This is a genomic window from Collinsella sp. AM10-26 (genome assembly GCF_003472525.1).
Classification (GTDB): domain Bacteria; phylum Actinomycetota; class Coriobacteriia; order Coriobacteriales; family Coriobacteriaceae; genus Collinsella.
The window spans coordinates 45,186-67,685 of the sequence record NZ_QRMC01000005.1 but is presented as its reverse complement, the minus strand read 5'-3'; the positions used below and the strand labels follow the sequence as shown (position 1 = coordinate 67,685).

The 22,500-nt window shown below is 60.9% G+C and carries 17 protein-coding genes and 2 tRNA genes; 2 read left to right on the top strand and 17 right to left on the bottom strand.

The annotated features are described in order from the left end of the window. Positions 1 to 22: 22 nt before the first annotated feature. Positions 23 to 1,504 (bottom strand): glutamate synthase subunit beta, encoded by a 1,482-nt coding sequence (locus DW123_RS05645; protein WP_118273189.1) that lies wholly within the window; start codon positions 1,502 to 1,504, stop codon positions 23 to 25. Between the two features lie 5 nt (positions 1,505 to 1,509). Next, the gene (gene gltB, locus DW123_RS05640) at positions 1,510 to 6,207 is read right to left on the bottom strand and encodes a glutamate synthase large subunit (protein ID WP_118273190.1); all 4,698 of its coding nucleotides are present in this window, start codon (positions 6,205 to 6,207) and stop codon (positions 1,510 to 1,512) included. A 523-nt stretch (positions 6,208 to 6,730) separates the two neighbouring features. Here gltB and DW123_RS05635 point away from each other — a divergent pair. After that, positions 6,731 to 7,987, top strand: coding sequence for an Nramp family divalent metal transporter (locus tag DW123_RS05635; RefSeq protein WP_118273191.1), 1,257 nt, complete (start codon positions 6,731 to 6,733; stop codon positions 7,985 to 7,987). A 392-nt stretch (positions 7,988 to 8,379) separates the two neighbouring features. Here the strand turns inward: DW123_RS05635 and DW123_RS05630 are convergent, their stop codons facing one another. The 6 genes from DW123_RS05630 to DW123_RS05605 all read right to left on the bottom strand — a co-directional run bounded on the left by DW123_RS05630 (position 8,380) and on the right by DW123_RS05605 (position 10,914). Then, positions 8,380 to 8,523: a rubredoxin-like domain-containing protein gene (locus DW123_RS05630; RefSeq protein ID WP_035137395.1), complete on the bottom strand. Its 144-nt coding sequence runs from the start codon at positions 8,521 to 8,523 to the stop codon at positions 8,380 to 8,382. Between the two features lie 89 nt (positions 8,524 to 8,612). After that, positions 8,613 to 9,116, bottom strand: coding sequence for a flavin reductase family protein (locus DW123_RS05625; protein ID WP_117763184.1), 504 nt, complete (start codon positions 9,114 to 9,116; stop codon positions 8,613 to 8,615). A 155-nt stretch (positions 9,117 to 9,271) separates the two neighbouring features. Next, positions 9,272 to 9,742, bottom strand: a complete 471-nt coding sequence (smpB, locus tag DW123_RS05620) for an SsrA-binding protein SmpB (protein WP_118273192.1) — start codon at positions 9,740 to 9,742, stop codon at positions 9,272 to 9,274. Further along, positions 9,732 to 10,649: a hypothetical protein gene (locus tag DW123_RS05615; RefSeq protein ID WP_118273193.1), complete on the bottom strand. Its 918-nt coding sequence runs from the start codon at positions 10,647 to 10,649 to the stop codon at positions 9,732 to 9,734. The genes smpB and DW123_RS05615 overlap by 11 nt, the downstream gene beginning before the upstream one ends. Before the next feature lie 97 nt (positions 10,650 to 10,746). Further along, positions 10,747 to 10,823 (bottom strand) — tRNA-Glu (locus DW123_RS05610). A 17-nt stretch (positions 10,824 to 10,840) separates the two neighbouring features. Further along, positions 10,841 to 10,914, bottom strand: a tRNA-Gln gene (locus DW123_RS05605). 276 nt (positions 10,915 to 11,190) lie between these two features. Between DW123_RS05605 and DW123_RS05600 the strand changes: the two genes are divergently transcribed. Then, the gene (locus DW123_RS05600; protein WP_117794740.1) at positions 11,191 to 11,601 is read left to right on the top strand and encodes a hypothetical protein; all 411 of its coding nucleotides are present in this window, start codon (positions 11,191 to 11,193) and stop codon (positions 11,599 to 11,601) included. Positions 11,602 to 11,673: 72 nt separating this feature from the next. On the opposite strand, the gene DW123_RS05595 is transcribed toward DW123_RS05600, so the two are convergent. The 9 genes from DW123_RS05595 to ftsE all read right to left on the bottom strand — a co-directional run bounded on the left by DW123_RS05595 (position 11,674) and on the right by ftsE (position 22,053). Continuing rightward, entirely contained in the window at positions 11,674 to 12,033 is a 360-nt protein-coding gene (locus tag DW123_RS05595; protein WP_006235321.1) for an arsenate reductase family protein, read from the bottom strand. A gap of 92 nt (positions 12,034 to 12,125) precedes the next feature. Further along, entirely contained in the window at positions 12,126 to 13,178 is a 1,053-nt protein-coding gene (locus DW123_RS05590; protein WP_118273194.1) for a MupG family TIM beta-alpha barrel fold protein, read from the bottom strand. A 117-nt stretch (positions 13,179 to 13,295) separates the two neighbouring features. Further along, on the bottom strand, positions 13,296 to 14,726 hold the full coding sequence (locus DW123_RS05585) for a PTS transporter subunit EIIC (RefSeq protein WP_118273195.1): 1,431 nt from the start codon (positions 14,724 to 14,726) through the stop codon (positions 13,296 to 13,298). A gap of 57 nt (positions 14,727 to 14,783) precedes the next feature. Further along, positions 14,784 to 15,707 carry an N-acetylmuramic acid 6-phosphate etherase gene (gene murQ / locus DW123_RS05580; RefSeq protein ID WP_118273221.1) on the bottom strand — a complete coding sequence of 308 codons (924 nt, stop codon included), beginning with the start codon at positions 15,705 to 15,707 and terminating at the stop codon, positions 14,784 to 14,786. Between the two features lie 10 nt (positions 15,708 to 15,717). Continuing rightward, positions 15,718 to 16,569, bottom strand: coding sequence for a MurR/RpiR family transcriptional regulator (locus tag DW123_RS05575; protein WP_118273196.1), 852 nt, complete (start codon positions 16,567 to 16,569; stop codon positions 15,718 to 15,720). 245 nt (positions 16,570 to 16,814) lie between these two features. Continuing rightward, positions 16,815 to 17,420 carry a recombinase family protein gene (locus DW123_RS05570; RefSeq protein WP_117743524.1) on the bottom strand — a complete coding sequence of 202 codons (606 nt, stop codon included), beginning with the start codon at positions 17,418 to 17,420 and terminating at the stop codon, positions 16,815 to 16,817. Between the two features lie 177 nt (positions 17,421 to 17,597). Beyond that, a complete protein-coding gene (locus tag DW123_RS05565) occupies positions 17,598 to 19,733 on the bottom strand; it encodes a ribonuclease R family protein (protein ID WP_118273197.1) in 2,136 nt (711 codons plus the stop codon). A 192-nt stretch (positions 19,734 to 19,925) separates the two neighbouring features. After that, on the bottom strand, positions 19,926 to 20,846 hold the full coding sequence (ftsX, locus tag DW123_RS05560; protein ID WP_117734382.1) for a permease-like cell division protein FtsX: 921 nt from the start codon (positions 20,844 to 20,846) through the stop codon (positions 19,926 to 19,928). Beyond that, complete coding sequence (gene ftsE / locus DW123_RS05555; protein WP_117734381.1) at positions 20,833 to 22,053, bottom strand: cell division ATP-binding protein FtsE; 1,221 nt, start codon at positions 22,051 to 22,053, stop codon at positions 20,833 to 20,835. Before ftsE ends, ftsX begins: the two co-directional genes overlap by 14 nt. Positions 22,054 to 22,500 lie beyond the last annotated feature (447 nt).

The following is a 22,500-nucleotide window of genomic DNA, read 5'->3' as shown; positions in this document are numbered from 1 at the left end:
GATTCGATTGTGGGCGACTACCTTACAGCTCCAGCGCGTCTGCGACTTCGGTAGCACAAGCCAGGGCGTCGGCCATGGCGTTCACCACGAGCGAGCTGCCGTTGCGGGCGTCGCCGGCAACAAACACCGGCGCGGCATCCGCAGCAACGCCATCCACGCGAGCTGCACGATGCGAACCCTCGGCAGCCATTATGGGCAGAGGTCGCCCGGCCGTGGCAACAGGAACGCCGACAGCTTCGAACACGCTGTGCTCCGGACCCGTAAAGCCGCAGGCGATGAGCACCAGCTGCGCCGGCACCTCGTGCTCGGAGCCCGCGATGTGCTCGGGCTTTCCCGCCGACCAATCCAGATCGACCACGCGCAGGCCCGCAGCCGCACCCTTCTTGTCCAGCAGCACCTCGAGCGTATCCACGCCCCAGGCACGCATCTCGCCACCCATCGCAGCGATAGCCTCCTGCTGGCCGTAGTCGGTCTTCTTAACGTTGGGCCACTGCGGCCAGGGGTTGCTCGCCGCGCGCTTATCGGGCGCGGCCGGCAAAAACTCAAACTGGCGCACACTGCGCGCACCCTGGCGCACGGCGGTACCCACGCAGTCGTTGCCGGTATCGCCGCCGCCAATGACCACGACGTCCAGGCCGCGAGCGTCCACCGCGAGCTCGCCACCATCGAGCAGCGAGACGGTCGAAGCCGTCAGGTAGTCCACGGCATACACCACGCCGGGCGCTTCGATGTTCGCAGCCGAAAGCCCGCGCGGGGCACGGGCACCAGCAGCCACCACGACAGCGTCAAAGCCATCGAGCTTGGCTGCCACCGCAGGGTCCGTCACATCGGCGCTCAGCTCAAACACAATGCCCGACTCACGCATGAGCGCCACGCGACGCTCGACCACGGACTTCTCGAGCTTCATGTTGGGAATGCCATACATGAGCAGACCGCCCGGGCGGTCATCGCGCTCAAACACCGTCACACGGGCGCCGCGACGCGCAAGCTCCCATGCAGCCACCAGACCAGCCGGTCCAGAACCAACCACGGCGACCGTGGGCGCATCCTCCCCCGCCGGCTCAAAGCGGCGCGGACCGCCGTTGGCCCACTCATGGTCGCTAATCGCGCGCTCGTTATCGTGAATCGTCGTGGGCTGGCAGTCGACCGAACCCAGGTTGCACGCGGCCTCGCACAGCGCCGGACACACACGGCTCGTAAACTCGGGCATGGGCGAGGTGAGCGACAGGCGCTCGGCCGCCTCGTCCCAGCGGCCGCGGTACACCAGCTCGTTCCACTCGGGAACCAGGTTATGCAGCGGGCAGCCGCTCGGGCGTGCCTTGCCAAAGCTCGCGCCCATCTGGCAAAACGCCACACCGCACATCATGCAGCGGCTCGCTTGGGCGCGACGCGCATCGTCGTCGAGCTCCACGTACAGCGGATCGAAATCATGGCTGCGCTCCTCCACGGGGCGAAGCTCGTGGGTCACGCGATCGATATCAAGAAAAGCACCGGGCTTACCCATGGCACTTACGCCTCCTTCTTGGTCGAAGCAACAGAGCTGGCAGCCACGGACGCAGCGTCCGCAGCATCGCCCGCAGCATCGAAGCGAGCAACATCCGCGGCACTCGCGCGACCGGTCACGATGTCAAACGCCAGCTCCTCGGCCTGCGCATGCGTCTTACCGATGGCCTCGGCGGCGGCGACAATCGCCAACACGCGCTCGTACTCGGTCGGAATGACCTTCACAAAGTGCTTGCTCATCGTCTCAAAGCTGTAGAGCAGCTTAATACCGCGCGGGCTCTGCGTCGCGTCCACGTGCTCCTGGATGAGCGCACGAATCTGCGCCAGCTCGCCGGCCGTCGGGGCCTTGAGCTCAACGCTCTCGTGGTTCACACGGGCATCGAGCGTGCCGTACTGGTCAAAGACATAGGCCACGCCACCTGTCATGCCGGCGGCGAAGTTCTGCCCGACCTCGCCCAGGATGAGCGCCAGACCGCCCGTCATGTACTCGCAGCCATGGTTGCCGCAGCCCTCGACCACCACCGTGGCGCCGGAGTTGCGCACGCCAAAGCGCTGGCCGGCCAGACCGTTAATGAAGCCGCGGCCGCTCGTGGCGCCAAAGAACGCAACGTTGCCCACGATGATGTTCTCGTCGAACTTGTAGGTCGCATGCGGGTTGGGGCGCACCGACACCTCGCCGCCCGAAAGGCCCTTGCCAAAGTAGTCATTGGCGTCACCGCACACGTTGAGCGTAATGCCGCGCGGCAGGAACGCGCCAAAGCTCTGACCAGCAGATCCATCGCAATCGATGGTGATGGAGCCGGCGGGCAGGCCCTCGGGATGCGCCTTGGTCACCGCGTTGCCCAGAATGGTGCCAACGCAGCGGTTGACGTTTGCGATATCGGCGCGGAAGCGAATCGGACGCAGGTGCGCACGAGCATCGGCCGTGTAGGGCACAAACAGCGTGGAGTCGAGCGTCTTGTCGAGCTCACTGTCGGCAGCCATCTGCGGCAGGAAGTGACGACCGTCGGCACCCGGAATGTGGGCACCGAACTCGCAGGTCGCGCTCGCCAGCACGGGCGACAGATCGAGCAGGTTGGCCTTGTGGTTGCCCGGGACCTCGATCTGGCGCAAGCACTCGGGATGGCCGACCATCTCGTCGACGGTGCGGAAGCCCAGGCTCGCCATGACCTCGCGCAGCTGCTCGGCAACAAAGAGCATAAAGTGCTCGACGTGCTCGGGCTTGCCGCGGAAGCCACGACGCAGGCGGCAGTTTTGCGTGGCGATGCCGGCCGGGCAGGTATCCTGCTGGCAGTCGCGCTGCATGAGGCAGCCCATCGAGATGAGCGGCATGGTCGCAAAACCAAACTCCTCGGCACCCAGCAAGCAGGCGACGGCGACATCGGTGCCGTCCATGAGTTTGCCGTCGGCCTCGAGCACCACGCGCGAGCGCAGGCCGTTTTGCAGCAGCGTCTGCTGGGCCTCGGCAAGGCCGAGCTCCAGCGGCAGACCCGCATGCCAGATAGAGTCGCGCGCAGCGGCACCCGAGCCGCCATTGTGGCCGCTGATCAAGATCTTGTCGGCAGCACCCTTGGCCACACCGGTGGCGATGGTACCGACGCCGGCCTCGCTGACCAGCTTGACCGACACGCGCGCGCCGGGGTTGGCGTTCTTAAGGTCAAAGATCAGCTCTGCCAGGTCCTCGATGGAGTAAATATCGTGGTGCGGCGGAGGCGAGATCAGGCCGATGCCGGGCGTGGACTGACGGACCTCGGCGATCCAGGGGTAGACCTTCTTACCGGGCAGGTGGCCACCCTCGCCGGGCTTGGCGCCCTGGGCCATCTTGATCTGAATCTCGAAGGCGCTGCACAGGTAACGGCTCGTCACGCCAAAGCGCGCGCTTGCCACCTGCTTGATGGCGGAGTTCTTGGAGTCGCCGTTGGCCAGCGGGGTCTCGCGACGCGGGTCCTCGCCGCCCTCGCCCGAGTTGGAACGTCCATGCAGGCGATTCATGGCGATGGCCATGCACTCGTGCGCCTCTTTGCTGATGGAGCCGTACGACATGGCGCCGGTGTTAAAGCGGCGGACGATGTTGAGCGCGGGCTCGACCTCGTCGAGTGCCACCGGAGTGCGGCCGCTGGCATTAAAGTCCAGCAGGTCGCGCAGGCGCACGGCACGACCGGTACGGTGCAGGCGGGCGCTGTACTCCTTAAAGGTGTCGTAGCTGTCCTCGCGACAGGCAGTCTGCAGCAGGTAGACAGTCTGGGGGTCGATCAGGTGATCCTCGCCGCCGAGCGGGCGCCACTTGGTCAGGCCCAGTGTGGGCAGCTGATCGGGAGCCGGGCTCTTAAGGATAGCGAGCGCGGCGTCGTATCGCTCGTTTTGCTCGCGCTCGACGTCCTCGACACCCATACCGCCCACACGGCTCACCGTGCCGGCAAAGTACGCGTTGACGAACTCCGGCGTAAAGCCCACGGCCTCGAAGATTTGCGCGGAATGATAGCTCTGCACCGTGGAGATGCCCATCTTGGACATGATGGAGACGATGCCGGCGGTCGCAGCCTTGTTGTAATTGGCGATGCCCTGCTCGGCCGTCACGTCCAGATCGCCGCGCGCAGCCAGATCGCGGATGCACGCATGCGCGTTATACGGATAGATGCCGCTCGCGGAGTAGCCCACCAGTGCCGCAAAGTCGTGCGGGGACACCGCGTCGCCGCACTCCACCACGATATCGGCAAAGGTGCGCACGCCGGCGCGGATCAGGTGATTGTGCACGCAGCCCACGGCAAGCAGCGATGGCACGGGCACCTCGCCCGCTCCGGCGCGATCGCTCAGCACCACGATGTTCACGCCGTCGCGGACCGCAGCCTCAACGTCCTCTGCAAGCTGCTTGAGCGCAGCCTGCAGCGCGCCCTCGCCGGCATCGCGGCGGTAGACGGCACGGAAACGACGGGTCTTAAAGCCAACACGGTCGATGGCACAGATGCGCTCGAACTCCTCCTCGTTGAGCAACGGGCGCTCCAAGCGCACCAGTTGGCAGGCCGTACGAGAGTCCTCGAGCAGGTTGCCGTGGTTGCCCAGGTAGAGCGTGGTCGAGGTGACCATATGCTCGCGCAGGGCGTCGATCGGCGGGTTCGTGACCTGGGCGAACAGTTGATAGAAGTAGTCAAAGAACGAGCGTGTCTTCTTGGACAGGCAGGCCAGCGGCGCATCGATACCCATCGAGGCGAGCGGGGCCTTGCCCTGCTGGGCCATGGGGCGCACGACCTCGTCAACATCATCCCAGTGGTAGCCGAGCTTGGCCATACGCACGGCGGCGGGCACCTCGGCATCCTCGGCGGGTGTTGCCGCAACGGGTTCATCGAGCGCGTCAACGGTCAGCGTCTCCTCGGCAATCCAGTCGCGGTAGGGCTTTTCCTTGGCATAGCGGGCGCGCAGCTCGTCATTGTAGATCACACGGCCGCGGGCAAAATCGACCTCGAGCATCTGGCCCGGTCCCAAACAACCGCTTGTCAGGATATTCTCGGAGCGCACCTCGATGGTGCCCACCTCGCTTGCCAGCATAAAGCGGCCGTCGCGCGTCACGTAGTAGCGAGCCGGGCGCAGGCCGTTGCGGTCGAGGGCGGCACCCAGCGTACGGCCGTCGGTAAAGGCGATGGCCGCCGGGCCGTCCCAGGGCTCCATGAGCATGGACTGGTAGGCATCGTAGGCGCGACGCTCCTCGCTTAGGTTGTCGTTGTGGTCCCACGGCTCGGGCAGCAACATGGACGCGGCACGCGTGAGCGGGCGACCGTTCATAACCAAAAACTCGAGCACATTATCCAGAATTGCGGAATCGGAGCCCTCGCGGTTGATGATGGGCATCACACGCTCAAGATCATGCTGCAGCACGGGGCTGTACAGGTTAGGTTCGCGGGCGCGAATCCAGTTGACGTTGCCCTTGAGGGTGTTGATCTCGCCGTTGTGGATAATAAAGCGGTTGGGATGTGCGCGCTCCCAGCTAGGCGTGGTGTTGGTGGAGTAGCGCGAGTGGACGAGCGCCACGGCCGTCTTGACGGCGGCGTCGTTGAGATCGATAAAGAAGCGGCGCATCTGCGTGGCGACCAGCATGCCCTTGTACACGATGGTGCGCGAGCTCATGGAGCACACATAGAAGATCTTGCCGCACAGGGCAAACTCGGCGTCGGCCTTCTTTTCGATGGTACGGCGGCACACGTACAGGCGACGCTCAAAGGCATCGCCGGCGGGCGTGTCGTCCGGACGGCCCAGGAAGGCCTGCAGGATGGTGGGCATGCAGGCGCGGGCCGTCTCGCCCAGGTCGTGAGGGTCGACCGGCACCTCGCGCCAAAAGAGCAGCGGCACGCCGGCCTCGGCACAGCCTTCCTCAAACACGCGGCGGGCATCCTCTACGCCCTTGTCGTCCTGCGGGAAGAACAGCATGGCCACGCCATAGTCGCCCTCTGCCGGCAGAATCTGGCCGCACTTTTGAGCCTCTTTGCGGAAAAAGTGATGCGGAACCTGGAACAGGATGCCGGCGCCGTCGCCGGTATTCTTCTCGAGTCCCGTGCCACCGCGGTGCTCCAGGTTGACCAGAATGGACAGTGCATCGTCCAGAATCTGGTGGTGGCGCTCACCGTTGATATCGGCAAGCGCGCCGATGCCACATGCATCGTGGTCGAATTCGGGGCGATAAAGGCCCTGCTGCTGAGCGGAATCTGCCTGCATCGCGATCCTCCCCTAGATATTTAGACAGTCAGTTGAATAGGCATACTAGAAGCATCACCGGCCCATTGTGTTTCCCGCCCGTTTCGAAACAATTGTGTAACGCACACCCTACGAGTGGACACCGCCGGCCTCAAGGGCAACAACAAGGGCCCCAGGTTCGGCCTGTAAGCTCACCGCTTCAAACATCTCAATCTGTAACAGGAAGACCCAATTTCGACGGCTTACTGTTACAGATTGAGATGTTTTCGAGAGACAATTCCGAATGTCTCAATCTGTAACACGAAGGGCCGGCTTTGGCGGTCAGCTGTTACAGAACGAGATTTTCCATAGGACCATTTCTTCCTGTCTCGATCTGTAACACCTAGGCCCAATTTCCATCCCCAGTTGTTACAGATCAAGACATTTCGGCAGCCCCCTTTCACCATCCTATTCAAATACGGCAATTTTATTAGTCTTGGTTAACTTTCGAGCCTAAAACGGGTATCCTTTGTGGCGTCAAACAAACGGCACGCAGGAGCGCGCCATGATCAACCATCTCAAACATCACTTTGGCTCCCGACGCACCGGTGGTCACGGAGGCCTAGACATTGCGCGGCATATCGGCCCCGGGCTGCTCGTGACCGTCGGCTTTATCGACCCGGGCAACTGGGCCTCCAATATGGCCGCGGGCTCGCAGTTTGGCTACGCGCTGCTGTGGATCGTCACGCTGTCCACGATTATGCTCATTGTGCTGCAGCACAACGCTGCGCACCTGGGTATCGCCACGGGCGCCTGCCTTGCCGAGGCCACGACACGTTACCTCCCCCGCATCGTGGGACGCGCGGTGCTCGGCAGCGCCTATCTCGCGACCATCGCCACCGCCATGGCCGAGGTCCTAGGCGGCGCAATCGCCCTTCAAATGCTCTTTGGGCTGCCCGTGCGTGCGGGCTGCGTCATCGTGGCGGCAGTATCGATGGCGATGCTGATGACGAACTCCTACAAGCGTGCCGAACGCTGGATCATCGCCTTCGTAGGCGTGGTAGGACTCTCGTTTTTGGCCGAGCTTGCGCTGGTCAAGGTCGACTGGCCGCAAGCCGCCGCAAGCTGGATCACGCCCAGTATGCCCACTGGCTCGGTAGCGATTATCGTAAGTGTCCTAGGCGCGGTCGTTATGCCACACAATCTCTTCCTGCACTCCGAGGTCATCCAATCCATGCACTTCGAAGGCCAAGGCGAGCAGGTTATCGAAGAGCGTCTGCGCTACGAGCTCTTCGACACGCTCTTTTCGATGGGCGTGGGCTGGGCAATCAACTCGGCCATGGTCATCCTGGCCGCAACGACCTTCTTTGCGCACGGCATTGTCGTAGACGACATCGCCGTCGCAGCGGCCACGCTCTCCCCCATTCTGGGCCCGGCAAGCTCGACCATCTTTGCGGTGGCACTGCTGTTTGCAGGCCTCTCGAGTAGTGTGACGGCAGGCATGGCGGCGGGAACCATCACCGCGGGCATGTTCGACGAGGAATACGACATCCACGACCGACATTCCTCGATCGGGGTGGCGACCTGTTTCGCCGGCGCAGTGGCGGCGTGTCTGGTCGTCCCAAATCCTTTTGAAGGTCTCATCTGGAGTCAGGCATTGTTGTCGCTTCAGCTGCCGATTACGGTCTTTGTGCTCATACGGCTCACCAGCTCACGCCGCGTCATGGGCAAATACGCCAACTCGCGCCCGCTCAACGCGCTGCTCGTAGGGATCGGTGCCATCGTGACGATTCTCGATGTCGTGTTGTTGACAGGGATGTAATGGAGCGGGGCACCTACCCAGGCAAACGTCTCGATCTGTAACGTCTAGACCCGCTTTTGGTGTCTAGGTGTTACAGATTGAGATCTTTCCGAGGGACAGCTCCGTTTGTCTCAATCTGTAACACGTAGACCCCGTTTTCACTGTTAGATGTTACAGGTTGAGATCTTCTGCCGGACGGTTTTGGTTTGTCTCAATCTGTAACAGATAGGCCCGTTTTGAGCCGCCACATGTTACAGATTGAGACAAACGGTCGGCCGGACTCACGTCAGACAGGATCGGCTAACAGCAGCCGTGATCCCTTGGGGATGGATTAATCAAAAGGGCCCCGGCCGAGAATTCGACCGGGGCCCTTGGACAGAGCTATGTGTTACTGCAAGCCGTGTGTCTACGAGCTACTCCTCGACAAGCTCGAACTGATCGGGACCGACGCCACAGACCGGGCACACGTAGTCCTCGGGCAGTTCGGGCGTGTCGACCTCTACCTCATAACCGCAAACGGTGCATACGAACTTATACGTCTTCTTCTCCTCAGCCATGATGTTCTCCTCTCGAACGTGACTGCTGGTGTACTTCATTTATCAGTATATGTTCTCAATAATATAATGCAAGTACTTTCGAAACATTTCTAGCCTTGATACGAAGAAGCCTTGGGCGGCGTCTTACCTTTCAGAACCTTGTGGTAGTAGTCATAGGTCAACGGAGTCTCGTCGCTCAAGCGCTCGGCATCCTCAACCTCGCCAATAAAGAGCAGGTGCGTGCCCACATCCACGGTGTCAATCAAACGGCAGCTAAACAGCGCCGCCGCATGCTCGGGAACATAAGGCATGCCCAGTGCGGTCTCGCGCGTCTCGTACTTGGCAAATTTGTCATAGTCGCTGCTGGTACGGAAGCCAAAGTTGCCAACGTAGAGCATATCAGCCGTCTGGTCGATCACCGTCAGTGCAAAGGCCTTGGCAGACGCGATAACGCCAGACGTAACGTTATCCTTGTTCACGGCAACCGAGATGCGTGGCGGCGCGGACGTCACCTGCACTGCTGTGTTGATGACGCAGCCGGCGCGCAGCCCGTCTGCCGCGGCGCTCACCACGTACAGTCCGCTCGGCATGGTAAAGAACGCAGTTTTGTCCATAACAATCACTCCCCTAACCCGGGATCGAACCTCACGGTTGTATGTACCCACAAAAAAGGCGCCGCCCATAACGGACGCCGCCTTTGAGGCAAATGTGTCAAAAAAGTTAGGAAGACGGGACGGGCACAGAAGGGCAGCTCCCCGCAAATTCGTTCCTAGCGATTACACTCCTTAAGCGCGCGATCGATTTCACGCTGAACGTCACGCTTGGCCATATCCTCGCGCTTGTCGTAGAGCTTCTTGCCGCGGCCCAGACCCAGCAGCAGTTTTACGCGACCGTCGGTATTAAAGTAGAGTTCCAACGGAACCAGCGCATAACCACGGTTGCGAAGTTTGCCGTCAAGAAAGTCGATCTCCTTGCGGTGCAGCAGCAGACGACGCCGACGGTCGGGATCGCGATTCCACACGCCACCATGGCTATAAGGGTGGATATGCAGGCCGACGAGCCAGCACTCCCCGCCGCGGATCAGCGCGAAGGTATCGGTGATCTGGCAGGCGCGCTCGCGAATCGACTTGACCTCGGTGCCGCTCAGTTCAATGCCGCACTCAAACGTCTCATCGATAAAGTACTCGTGATGCGCCGAGCGATTCTTGGAAATGAGCTTGCGCTCGCGCTTACTGGGCATCGCCGGCCTCCTTGACGTCGTCGGCGTTTGAGCCCGCAGCCTCGCGCTTTGCCTTGCGCTCGGCGTTAAGCTCGGCATCGCTCTCGCGCACCAGCTTAATGATCGCCGCGCATGCCTCCTCGCCCACCAGGTCGCGGGCACGGACCGTCAGGCGCGTAGCCTCCTGCTTGTCGCCGTCGCTCGCAGCGTCGGTCGCACACATGATCAGGCAGATGGCGATCTCGGCCGAAGGTGAGGTCGGCACGCCCTGCAGGGCGAGCTCACCCATCACGTGGTCGTCGCTCTCATCGGCGGCATCAGGATAGGTGGTATGGATCTTATTGAGCAGGCGCGTCGTATGCGCATCATTGGGCGCCAGGCGCAGCGCCAGACGCGCGCAGCCCACGGCAGCCGAAATGTTCTCGGTCTCGGGCTCCAAGAAGTACTGACCCAAGTTGGTGTAGGCGCGTGCGGCGCACTTACCGTCGCTCGAGCGCTCCAGCACCGAGAACGAGAGCGATGCCCACTCCTGCTTGTCCTCGAGCGCACGGAACAGCTCGGCCAAGTCCAAGCGATAGTTGCAGTTCATGGGATCCCAACGCACGGCCTGCATCAGGGCATTCCGAGCACTCACATAATCCTGCTGGCGGATGTAGGCAAACGCCATGTCGGAGTACAGGCGGTCAAAGGGAACCTCGACCTGCACCAGCTCGCGCGGATCCTTCTCCACGCGGCGATAGGCCAGACGCTCAAACTTACTATCGAAGCTAAAGTACTGGCGCTTCTCCTCCGTCTTGCACTCAGCGTCGATATACTCCTCGGCGAGCTCAACCAGACGCTCCAGCAGCGGCGTCGCCGTAGCCAGGTCGCCCTGCGCCAGATAGTTCTCGGCATACGTGATGTCTTCCAAGCTGATAGGCAGGTCCATGACAACTCCTCGGTCCGGGCGGCAGACTCAACGCGCGCCTTAAATATCGGTCAATACACAAAACCCGGGTCTCTTACGAGGCCCGGGCGTTCAATTTTGGTAGCCCGTACCAGATTCGAACTGGTGATCTCCGCCTTGAGAGGGCGGCGTCCTAAACCGCTAGACGAACGGGCCATATGTAGCAAATGCAATGGCTGGGATGGAGGGAGTCGAACCCCCATTGACGGAACCAGAATCCGCTGTCCTGCCATTAGACGACATCCCAATGACTGCATCGCTGCGCTCGGCTGTGCCTTTGCGCAAGAAAGAAATATACGGGAAGTACCGCCGTGACGCAAGCCCCAATTTTGACTTTTTTAAAATTCAGCCAAATTGGCCTACTTTAGTCCAACCCGTGAAGGACCTGTGAAGCCGACCGCTGTACACGAAGGGCAAAACGCCGCGAGCGGTAGCCGTCAACCGTTGGCAGATTCTACCGCGAAAACGATAGCACCAGGCAACACAATCGAAGTATCAATGATCGCGTAGATATCGAGGCGCCGTGGACGAAGAGCTTGATTACCTATGGGAGACCCTGGGCCTCGAGATCACTGCTGACCTTTGGCCCGAACGGGACAAGATCCATCCCACACTGCGCCCCGCCATCACGGTGATGCGGGCAAACTACCGCCGCGCCTCATTTTTGATCATGCGGATGTCATGGCACGCGGGACTCCCCGACCTTAAGCGAATCCAGGCAAGCCTCGTCGAGCTGTCCGGTATGCCGACCGTCATATCCGAGGCGCACCTGGAGCAGCGCCAGCGCGAGCGACTGCAACAGCAGCGGATTCCCTTTATCTGCCCCGGCGTTCAGGCATATCTGCCCTTTATGGACGAGGAGTACTGGAGCGGCAAGCCCAACAAGCACGTAAAGGTCTACGATCCGCACGAATGGGCACAGCTCGAGGATTGAGCCGAGCGAGCCCGCCGATGGAAAACACGTCCCGCCCCGAGCGCTCAAAACGGGTCGCACTTTCCGCAGCCGCTACAGCAACGCCTCGGCCCAAGCCGCTTCCCTAAAGCCGGGGATCGCAAAGTCGTCGCCCACCAGCAGCGGACGCTTGACCAGCATGCCGTCGGTCGCCAGCAGCTCGTAGCACTCCCGATCCGTCATGCCCGCATCCAGACGCGCCTTCAGGCCCAGCTCTCGATATTTCATGCCCGACGAATTAAAGAAGCGCCGCACCGGCAGCCCCGAACGAGCAATCCAGGTCGCAAGCTCATCAGCCGTGGGATTGTCCAAAACGATATCGCGGTCGATATACTCTACCCCGTGTTCGTCCAGCCATGCCTTAGCCTTCTTACAGGTCGAGCACTTGGGATATTCAACAAACAGTACGGTCATGAGAATCCTCCGAATAAAGATCGGCCAACGCAGGCACACGCCACACGAGGCGCCTTCGCACGATGGCCCAATTGTAGCCCACGGATTACACGCTAAACGAACCGTACCCCGAATCCGCGTTTGATGAACGGCAGCAGCTCCATTGCCTCGGGCTTGATATGGCCCGCAACGTTCATACGCTCGTCACCGGGAAGATCGACCCGAGCAATCTCAAGCTCGCCTTCGTAGCGCCCATAGCCGCTATTGCTCACAGCGATCGACCCCGCCTTTCGCGGCAGGCCGGCTCCGGCATCTGTCGGCACGGAATCCGGCTTATGCGTCGTGCGCGACTCCTGAGACCTAAAGATGAGGACGCTCGAATCGGGCCGGTCGTGATGAATCTGCCCACGTACATAGGCATAACTGGACTCAAGCTCGCATTGCAGGTCCACGTATCCGGCGGAAACTTGAGCAAACTGCGCCCAGCCCGCATCGGAAAGATCGGGGTCGCCGACCAACACAATGTCGCAATCGGCGCCATGTGCGAGCTCAAGCATGTTGAGGGCAACCTTTGACGCGCGACCGCGCTGCGCCTCAACCGTCGGCAGCCCCTCGAATACCGGCCCGCGAACGTTAGCATCACCCGGCACAAAAGCCATGATTTCGAATCCAAGCGCCACAAGACGAAGATTCACCCGAGCAATGTCCTCCAGAGCTAAGCCGGTATAAGGCTTGGGGTAAAAATTGTGGCAGGCGGCAAAACGAGTCACATCGGCACCGGCCTCACGCCACGATGCGATTTCATCAGAACTCACCGTCGATGCATTGACCACAATGCGAAATACACCGGACAGCTCCGCGACCCGCTGGGCGCTAAAGCCATAGTCCAAACGAAGGTATTCCAACCCCAGATCGCGCAGGTCCTCGATGCGCTCAAGCCCGAGCAAATCGCACGTGCGCGGCCCCACATCGGCAATGAGCGCAATGCCGCGGGCGGAAAGCAGCGACAGCACATGACGGACCTTATCGGCATACGCCGCTCCCCCATCCTCGGGAATATGCAGTGAGGTAAACGCATAGCGCGCACCCGCCGCAGCACCGCGCTCAATCGTCCGCTCAATATCCTGCAGAGGGCTGGAAAGATAAATCGAAATACCCGTTTTCACGCTTCAACGCTCCTTTAAAAAAGGCCGGCGGAGCAGTTAGCCCCGCCGGCACAACCATAGCATCAAGAAATCTGCCGCGCGCCGCGAGCTCTGAGCAACACGGCTCGCGATATCAAACTACTCGCCAAAGAACTCGTTGATCTTCTGCTCGTCGACGCCAAAGAACCACGTCAGGACAAAGCCGGCGGCATAGGCAAGCAGCATAGCGGCAACGTAGCCGAGCTGCTGGCCCGGAACGACGATCAGCAGGCCAAACAGACCGGAAACGCCCTGAGAAACCGTGCCGATGTGAAGCAGCGCCGCGAGCGCGCCACCAAATCCGGCACCCAGGCAGGCCGTCACAAACGGGCGAACGAGCGGCAGCGTAACAGCATACATCAGAGGCTCGCCCACACCCAGGATTCCAACGGGAATGGACTCGGCGACGTACTTCTTGAGTTTGGCGTTCTTGGTCTTAAAGTACAGCGCCAGACCGGCACCGACCTGGCCGCCGCCAGCCATCATAAGGATGGGCAGCAGGTAATTGATACCCTTGGTAGCGCCGTCGGGATCGTTGAGCATAGCGTGGATCGGCGTGAGCGCCTGATGCAGGCCGACGGACACCAGCGGCAAGAAGCCTGCCGACAGGATATAGCCGCCCAGGACGCCCAGCTTCTCGAAGATAAAGGTCAAAACGCTAAAGATGGCAGTCGTCAGCCATGCGCCAACCGGCTGGATGACGAGCATCAGAGCAAAGGCGCCGATGATGAGCACCAGCAGCGGGGACAGGAACGTGTCGAGTGCGTTGGGCATAACCTTGCGAATCTGACGCTCCATCCAGGCAAAAAATGCACCAGCGATGAGAGCCGCGATCATGCCGCCCGCCGCGGGGTTGTACTGCGCATTGGTAAGCGGCAGCAGAATGGCAGCGGCAGGATCAGCCGCGCCAGGCGCAAGCAGGGGCATGGCACTGTTGGCGATACACATCATGCCGGCGATGCCGCCCAGCGCAGCGGAGCCACCAAACTCACGCGCCGCGTTATAGCCCACCAAGATGGGCAGATAGGCAAACAGGGCCCAGCCCATGGAACGAATGCCCTGGTACCACCACTCGCCTGCAAGCGCGCCTGCCGTCGAGACGTTAATGACGTTGCAGATACCGTTGATGAGGCCAGCCGCAATGATGCCGGGAAGCAGGGCGACGAAGACATTGGAAATCTTCTTGAGGAAGGCTTGAACCGGCTTGGACTCGTACTTGGCCTTCTGCGCGGCCTTGTTCGTGGCCGCAGCGTCAACCACGCTCTCATCAGCAACGCCTTTCGCAAGGCCGGTGAGCTTGGAGAACTCCTCGAGCACCTTATTCACCTTGCCCGGACCCAGCACGATCTGCATCGTGTCGTCCTCGACCAGGCCCATCACGCCGTCGAGTGCCTTAATACCCTCCGTGTCGACGTTGCCCGTGTCTTTGACGGTCACGCGCAGGCGCGTCATGCACGCCGCGTTTGCGAGCACGTTGTCTTTACCGCCCAAAAGGTCCAGCAGCTTTTGAGCCAGCTCTTTGTTCGTCATAACTCCTCCTTGTATTGGGTATCTCGTTTGGATGTCATATCAGCTCACGCCGCGCACCTATTGGGCATCGGCATTGTTCTTCTCATGGCCACTCACCGCAGCACGAACATGGCCGCGCGCCCGCTCAAGAGCTACCGCAGCCTGCTCGGCATCGCAGTCCAGCAGTACCGAGACAATAGCGGTTTTTACGTGGCCGTCGGCATCTGCAAGCGCCTGAACAGCGCGCTCGCGCGTGCAGCCGGTCGCCTCCATCACGATGTTCTGGCCGCGCACCACCAACTTCTCGTTCGTCTGCTGCACGTCGACCATCAGGTTTTGGTATACCTTGCCGATCTTGACCATGGCACCGGTCGAAATCATGTTGAGGATGAGCTTTTGAACCGTTCCCGCCTTGAGCCTCGTTGAGCCGGTCAGCACCTCGGGACCGGGCACGGGCTCAATGGCAAGATCTGCGCTCTCCCCGATCTTCGACCCTTGGTTGCAGGCAATTGCAATGGTCTTGCACCCAATTGCCTTGGCGTACACAAGGCCGCCCACCACATAAGGAGTACGACCGCTTGCCGCCAGGCCAACGACAAGATCCTTGTCCGAGAGTCCACGCTCCCGCAGGTCGTTCGCGCCAAGCTCCTCGCTGTCTTCGGCACCTTCGACAGCCTTGATAAACGCCGTCTCGCCTCCGGCAATGAGCCCGACAATCAGATCGGGTGACACGCCAAACGTGGGCGGACACTCCGAAGCGTCGAGTACGCCCAGACGACCGCTGGTGCCCGCGCCCATGTAAAAGACGCGACCGCCGCGCTCGAGTGCCTCAGCAGCCCAGTCGATTGCTGTGGCAACCTGGGGCAGCACTTTTGTGACCGACTGGACGGCACGAAGATCCTCATCGTTCATCGTCGTGACGATTTGCAGCGATGTCATCGTATCGAGGTCCATTGACCTTTGATTACGCTGTTCGGTCGTGAATTTTGTTAAATCAAGCATTTCATTCACCTCATCTTTCCTGTTTCACGATGTAGTTTTGCTTAATGACATGCGTCGCCCGTTCGTAGTCGCTGGCAACGTAAGCAGCGTACAGGGCATCGACAACCATAAGCTGGGCCATACGCGAAGCCATGGCACCGCTGCGGACCAAGGGCTCACTCGCAGCGACGCCGAGCACGGCATCGGCCATGGTAGCAAGCTTGGATGATCCATCTACTTTGGTCACGGCCACAACGGGACAGTTGTGGCGTTGGGCCTCGGCGGTGCAATCCAGCACCTCTTGCGTCAAGCCCGAGTAGCTAAAGGCGATTGCCATATCGCCCTCATGCATGTTCTTGGCACACAAGAGCTGATCATGCCAGTCGTCGTACAGATGGCACTCTTTGTCGACACGCATGAGCTTTTGCGCCAGATCGTGTGCGACCAAACGAGAGGCACCGATACCGAACAGGTTGACCGCGCGCGCCCGCTTAAGATGGGCCGCACATCGCTCCAAGACGGTGTAATCGAGCGTTCGCGCCGTCGCCTCGATCGTGCGCACGTTGCTTTTCATCACCTTCCCCACGATGCGTTCGACGCTGTCATCCATGGAGATGTCCTCGAGGGCAACGTCTTTCTTGTCACCCAAGAGCGCCAGCTCGGCAATCAGTTCGCGCTGGAACTCCTTGTAGCCCGCAAAACCCAAACGCTTGCAAAAGCGCAAAATGCTCGAGGGCGAGGAGAACGTGGCATCGGCAAGACCGCGGACGGACAGCCCGACCACCTCGTGCGGATGAGCGCTTACATATGCGATGACATTGCGTTCCGCCGGGCTCGAGCTGAGCTCACGCTCGCGAAGCCGCAAAAGCAATCCGTTTGCCATCTCAAACACCTCCGTTGAGAAGAATTAAAGACCAACGAACGATTCGTACCGGATACAAACAGCTTTTACGGTACATTGTGCCGAATCGTGGCGCACAAAGGGCGAGCGTTCTACCGCTCGCCCCTCAAATCCGACCGCTCGGAAATACGCGCGACACAAAATAATTCAACAAGGTCGCATTATCGGTAACAGGGCTGTTACCGATACCGCCTCGCGTGGGCGCCAATCGGACGTGCCGCAAACCCCTACCCCGCCTCGCGCATCCAGCGATCGAACGTCCCCACGCACACGCCCAGGCGCTTTGCCGCCTGGCTGCGGGTAATATCGCCTGCCTCATAGCTATCGCGCACCAGCTCAAACTGAGGAGGGCACGGCTTGCGAGGTCGACCGAAACGGACCCCTCGCGCCCGCGCCGCTGCAATTCCCTCCGCCTGGCGCCGATGGATATTCTCGCGCTCCACCTGCGCCACGTAGCTCAGCAGTTGCAGCACTATATCGGCAATCAGGGTGTTGGTCACATCCGGCGCGCCGCTGGCCCTGGCGCGCGTGTCAAGCAATGGCATGTCCAACACCACAATGGCAACTCCGAGCTCCTTGGTAATGCGTCGCCACTCCTCAAGAATCTCGGAGTAATTACGACCAAGTCGGTCGATAGAAAGCACCACCAGCACGTCCCCGTCTCCCAGGACGTGCAGCAGCTCGCGATAACGCGGTCGATCGAAGTCCTTGCCGCTCGCATGGTCGGCATAAATATTCGCCGAGCCCACGCCATAGGCGCCCAGCGCATCCAGCTGCCGATTAAGATTCTGATCGCGCGAACTCACCCGCGCATAACCGTACACCGTCGCCATCTCATCCCCGCTTTCTTGTAAACCTGCCAAAAAGGGACAGGTTTATTTTGGTAGGTTTTACCTCTCAAATAGCAGGTAAGCGGGCGGCCGAGCAGAGGGCAAGGTGGCCACGATTCAAATGCGGAGGGCGGCCCCGAAAGACCGCCCTCCGCTCTCCCGCCACGAGTCGGGATTTAGCTAATGGATAAGCTTAAAGTCCAAGTGCCCGCGCGTGGTATTGACGCGCGAGACCTCGATGATCACACGCTGCCCCAGCTCGTAACGGGTGCCCGTGTCGGCACCTGTGAGCGTGAGCGCGTCCTCGTCGAACTCGAACCACTCGTTGCCCAGGCTCTTGATGGAAACCAAGCCTTCGACCTGCGTCAGGTCCAAGCGCACAAAGAGGCCCATGCTGCTAACCCACGAGACCGTTCCGGCATAGCGCTCGCCCAGGCGATCCTCGTAGTACTGGGCAATCTTGATCTTTTGCGTCGCGTGGCTGGCGGCATCGGCCGCGCGCTCGGCATCGCTGCACGCACGGCAAATTTGCGGCAGAATGCGCGGAAGCGACTCCCGGCCTTTTCCGATCAGCCTGGGCGTACGCACTAAGGCGTCTTTCCCACCCAGCTGTTCGTATGCCAACTGCAGTTTGAGCACGCGGTGCACCACCAGATCGGGGTAGCGACGGATGGGACTCGTAAAGTGACAGTAGCACGGCGCGGCGAGCGCAAAGTGGCCCTCGTTACGCGGTTTGTACAGCGCGCGCTGCATGCTGCGCAGAAGCAGCGTGTTGACGAGCGGTGCGTTGGCCGTACCGGCGGCAGCATCAACTGCAGCCTGTAATTCATCGGGACTCCCCAGGGCAATACCGGCAGCACGGCGATCGTCGATGATGCCGAGCTGCGCCAGCGCAACGGCGGCACCGTGCAGGCTATCGGGGCTCGGATCCTCATGCACGCGATAGCAGGCCTCGATATCACGGTCTGCCAGCCACTCTGCAACGCACTCGTTGGCGAGCAGCATGGCTTCCTCGATAAGCGACGTAGCACACGAACGCTCACGCGCGACAATCTGCATGGGTACTCCGTCCTCATCCAATAGAGCGCGGATCTCGGCCGTGTCAAAATCGACTGAGCCGCGGGCGCGACGAATGCGACGGCGAAGTTCGGCGAGTTCGTTGGCGGCGACAAGGAAATCGCCGAGATCGACGTTGCAGCCGCGAGCGGCCTCCTCGCACGCAAGACCGCGCTCAAGCGCTTCCTCGCGCGAGGTCTCGGCAGCCGCAACATCCTCGGCCGCACCCTCCAGCACCGAATACTCAACCGCGCCGGCACGCACCAGCAGCGCCTCGGCGCCGTCATAATCCATGCGCACACGCGAGCGAATCACGCTGGGGTACGGATCGTAATGGCGAACGCGGCCCTGCGCATCGAGCTCAATGTCAACGGTAAACGCCAGACGGTCCTCGTCAGGGCGAAGCGAGCACAGGTCACAGGACAGGCGTTCGGGCAGCATGGGAAGCACGCGATCGGCCAGATACACCGATGTCGTACGATGGCGAGCCTCAAGATCGATATGCCCGTTCCAAGCCACATAGTGAGAAACGTCAGCGATATGCACACCCAGTTTGTAGCCGCCCCCGGGTGTGCGCTCCAGCGAAATGGCATCGTCAAAGTCACGCGCGTCGACCGGGTCGATCGTGATGACAAAGCGGTCGCGCAGGTCGCGGCGAAGCGGATCTTTAAGCGCCGCGGTCACATCGAGCGAAAGTCCCTCGGCCTCGTCCAGCGCGGCCTCGGGATAGCTATCGGTATAGCCGTAACGCGCCATCACATATTGAACGCCCAAATCGGGCGCGTCATCTCCGCCAATGCGGCGCTCGATCGTCACGGTGCCCGATTCCAGGCGCGTCGGGTAGGTCAAAATGCGCGCGACAACGGCATCACCCGGGTGGACGCCCAGACAATCCGCCGAGGTATCCTCGGGCAGAATGAAGAAGTCGGCCTTCAGACGCGAATCGAGCGGCTCGATCACACCAAGCGGACCGGCGGTCTGGTACGTGCCCACCACGCTTATGGCTGCGCGCTCAACCACGCCTTCGATCACGGCGCGCCGTTCACCGTGTGGGCTGTTCTTAATGCTCACGGCAACGGTATCTCCATCCATGATCTCGCGCTTACCGCGACCCATGACCTTGTAGTCGCCGTTTTCGGTTACAACGTAGGCGCTATGCTCATGGAGCTGCACGCGTCCGGTCAGGCTCGGACGGCGTTCGCTGCGCACCGGCCCGCGCTTATTGCGAGCTCCACGCTTATGCTTATTATTGCGCCCCATGGCGCCTCCTAACTATCGATGGTCGTTTACACCCCAAGAGTCTACCCAAATGGTCCTTAGGGGGCGGAGGAAAACGGATCACATAGATAGACCAGCGCCACGATGATCCGCAATCCTGCCGTTCCCTAGGGATCAAAAAACGGGCCGCCCCATAAGAGACGACCCGTTGGAAGGGGTGAATTCCAGGCATGCCTACACGCGCAGGTAGCGGCGCATGGCGATGGCAGAACCAAAGAGACCGATAATCACGCCGACCAGAATCAGCGCAGCATAGGTCACCAGGTAGTACTGCATCGGCAGGGCAAACGACATCCAGCCGATGCTCTCCTGCAGACGCGGAATCATCAGATTACGCAGCAGCTCCAGAACGCCGATGGAAAGCAGCGAGCCCAAAATGGCCTGCAGTACGCCCTCGGTGATAAACGGGCCACGAATGAAGCCGTTGCTGGCGCCGACCAGACGCATAATCGCAATCTCACGACGACGCGCCGTGATGGACAGGCGAATCGTGTTGTTGATGAAGATGAATGCGATAAAGGTCAGAAGGCCAACGAGCACCACGGCGGCGATGCGGATGTAGTTGGTCACCTGGAACAGGCGGCTCACTTCCTCCTGGCCGTACAGCACGCTCGCGTTGACGTCGCCGTCATCCGCGATCTTCTGGAAATCGGCATTCTTCTTGAGCTTCTTGGCCGTGCTTTCGACCTGAGACGGATCGTCCATCTCAATCGCGAACGAGGCCGGAAGCGGGTTCTGGCCGTCGAGCGCACTCATGGTGGCATCGGCGTTGCCCGACATCTTGCTCGTATACTCGGCCAGCGCGTCGTCCTTATCCTTATAGGTCACGGACTTGACGTTACTCCACGTCTTGAGCTCGGCCTCAAAGGCCTGGACGTCCGCCTGGTCGGCATCATCGCTGATGAATGCGTTGATAACAACCTGATCCTCGACGGTGCCGATCACGGAGTTCAGCATCGCGGAGCCCATAATGAACAGACCGATGATAAACAGCGAAAGGAAAATCGTGATGACGGCGCCGAGCGAGGTAGTCCAGTTACGGAAGAAGTGGCTGATTGCCTCTTTGAAGGAGTAGCCCACGTTAGTTGGTGCCATAGTTGCCGTAACCTCCCCTCTCCTGGTCGCGGATAACGTGGCCGCCCTCGAGGGCGATCACGCGACGGTGCATGCTATCGACCATCTCGCGGTCGTGCGTGGCGACGATCACGGTGGTGCCGGTGCGGTTAATACGCTCGAGCAGCTTCATGATGCCCAGCGAGATCGCCGGGTCGAGGTTGCCCGTCGGCTCGTCGCAGATCAGCAGCGGCGGACGGTTGACCATAGCGCGGGCGACTGCAACGCGCTGCTGCTCGCCACCGGAAAGCTGGTCGGGCAGCGAGTCCATCTGATCGGCCAGACCGACCAGGCGCAGCACCTCGGGCACCTGGCTGCGAATGACGCCCTTGGGCTTGCCGATGCACTGCAGGGCAAACGCCACGTTTTCGTAGGCGGTCTTTTGCGGCAGAAGCTTAAAGTCCTGGAACACGGCGCCAATCTGGCGGCGCAGGAACGGAACCTTGCGGTTCTTGATCTTCATGAGGTCCTGACCGGCAACCAGGATGCGGCCACTCGTCGGCTTGACGTCGCGGTTGAGCGTCGATAGCAGCGTGGTCTTACCCGAGCCGGAGTGACCGACCAGGAAGACGAACTCGCCCGGATAGATCTCGATGTTGATATCGTCGAGCGCGGGCTTGTTGGGCTGTGCCGGATAGATCTTGGTGACATGCTCCATAAGGATGACGGGCTCGACACCGGCCTGCTTGGCCATCTTCTTGCGGCTGGCCTGCGGATCGATGGGCGCAAACACCGACGTAAAATCGGGATTGTTGAGCGCGTTATCGAGGCTTGCGACCTCGGCTGCCTGATCGCTCTTGACCACCGGGGCAGCAGGCTGCGTGGGGTCGGGAATAGCGGCAAAGAGGCCGGACTGCGCAGGCTGAGGAACCGGCGTCGCAGGGGCCATGGGGTCGGGAATGCCGGCCATGGTAGGCTGTGGCGTGGCGGCGCCAGCCTGAGGCTGCTCCACGCGAGCGGTCACGGCCTGAACGGGCTCAAAACCCGCCGTGCCGGAAAGCGCGACATCGCTGGTGGGATTGTAGGCAAAGGGATCGGATGCCGGCTGTGCCTGATCTGCCGGCTGAGCGGGGGCCTGAGCAACAGGCTGGCCCTCTGAATCCGGAGTGGCGAAACGACTGCCCTGGACGCCTGTCTGCGTCTTGGGGGCATCATCGCCCGCACCGGAGGTACGGAAGTGGTTACCCACTGGTGCTCCTTATCGTCGTGCGTTTAAACTACATGAGCGCTTTGTATTTTAGCAGCATTAGCTTTGCTGCACATAAGAAGCATGGCGGGGTTTGGTCTCACCGGCCGCGCGTAGGGTTACCTCCCAAATCGTCCTCGGACATGTCGGAGCCCCCGCTGCGCACTACGTGCGGCGGGGCTCCTCCGTCCTGCGGAAAGATTTGGGAGGTAACCCTACGCGCGGCCTGCGGCTACTAAGGGGCCGCCGCGTTTATCTTACGGTGCTGCATATACAAAGTTGGAAGGGTCTGAATTGCACTTTGCTGGTCTGGGCCCGTTTCCCGGAGAAAGCCCTTGCTTGGTGCGGGCCTAATTTGTTTGTTGCCGACAAAAAACAGGGGCGTCCTCTTTGAGGATGCCCCTGCTATGGATTGCATACGGTTGCTGAAGCGATACTTTGCCTCGCCTT

Excerpts from the sequence above, each read along its gene's own strand:
- DW123_RS05625 (WP_117763184.1), bottom strand. The coding sequence starts at position 9,116 with ATGGACAAAACTGCGTTCTTTACCATGCCGAGCGGACTGTACGTGGTG.
- DW123_RS05630 (WP_035137395.1), bottom strand. The coding sequence starts at position 8,523 with ATGGCTGAGGAGAAGAAGACGTATAAGTTCGTATGCACCGTTTGCGGT.
- DW123_RS05565 (WP_118273197.1), bottom strand. The coding sequence starts at position 19,733 with ATGGGGCGCAATAATAAGCATAAGCGTGGAGCTCGCAATAAGCGCGGG.
- DW123_RS05595 (WP_006235321.1), bottom strand. The coding sequence starts at position 12,033 with ATGACCGTACTGTTTGTTGAATATCCCAAGTGCTCGACCTGTAAGAAG.
- DW123_RS05635 (WP_118273191.1), top strand. The coding sequence starts at position 6,731 with ATGATCAACCATCTCAAACATCACTTTGGCTCCCGACGCACCGGTGGT.
- ftsX (WP_117734382.1), bottom strand. The coding sequence starts at position 20,846 with ATGGCACCAACTAACGTGGGCTACTCCTTCAAAGAGGCAATCAGCCAC.
- DW123_RS05645 (WP_118273189.1), bottom strand. The coding sequence starts at position 1,504 with ATGGGTAAGCCCGGTGCTTTTCTTGATATCGATCGCGTGACCCACGAG.
- DW123_RS05615 (WP_118273193.1), bottom strand. The coding sequence starts at position 10,649 with ATGGACCTGCCTATCAGCTTGGAAGACATCACGTATGCCGAGAACTAT.
- gltB (WP_118273190.1), bottom strand. The coding sequence starts at position 6,207 with ATGCAGGCAGATTCCGCTCAGCAGCAGGGCCTTTATCGCCCCGAATTC.
- smpB (WP_118273192.1), bottom strand. The coding sequence starts at position 9,742 with ATGCCCAGTAAGCGCGAGCGCAAGCTCATTTCCAAGAATCGCTCGGCG.
- DW123_RS05585 (WP_118273195.1), bottom strand. The coding sequence starts at position 14,726 with ATGACGAACAAAGAGCTGGCTCAAAAGCTGCTGGACCTTTTGGGCGGT.
- murQ (WP_118273221.1), bottom strand. The coding sequence starts at position 15,707 with ATGCTTGATTTAACAAAATTCACGACCGAACAGCGTAATCAAAGGTCA.
- DW123_RS05570 (WP_117743524.1), bottom strand. The coding sequence starts at position 17,420 with ATGGCGACGGTGTACGGTTATGCGCGGGTGAGTTCGCGCGATCAGAAT.
- DW123_RS05575 (WP_118273196.1), bottom strand. The coding sequence starts at position 16,569 with ATGGCAAACGGATTGCTTTTGCGGCTTCGCGAGCGTGAGCTCAGCTCG.